Raw genomic sequence first — 329 nt, forward strand, 5'->3', positions numbered from 1 at the left:
TCCCAGGTCAGCGCGATACCGGCCTCGACGGACACGCGGGCGGTGATGCCGGCGGGCAGCACGGACTCGCGGTACTCCGCTGTCTGCTCCCGGAACCACTCGAGGCTCGGCGCAGACACGACGCGGGCGTTGATGCCCTCGGACGCGAGCGCCGCACGGGCGTTCACGGCCAGCTGGACCTCGGAACCCGTGGCGATCAGGATGACGTCGGGGGTGCCGTTCGGCGCTTCGGCGAGAATGTACGCGCCCTTGGCGACGTTGCGGGCGGAGGCGAAGACCTCGCCGCTCGCGTCGCCGTCGCCGCGCTCGAACACGGGGATGTTCTGGCG

1 protein-coding gene is annotated in these 329 nt (G+C 71.7%); it reads right to left on the bottom strand.

From position 1 onward, the window contains the following. Positions 1–329: transketolase-like TK C-terminal-containing protein (locus QN345_RS19995; protein WP_323509234.1), on the bottom strand; the 329-nt coding region annotated here is incomplete at both ends.

The organism is Cryobacterium sp. 10I1 (genome assembly GCF_035019805.1).
In the GTDB taxonomy this organism is placed as follows: domain Bacteria; phylum Actinomycetota; class Actinomycetes; order Actinomycetales; family Microbacteriaceae; genus Cryobacterium; species Cryobacterium glucosi.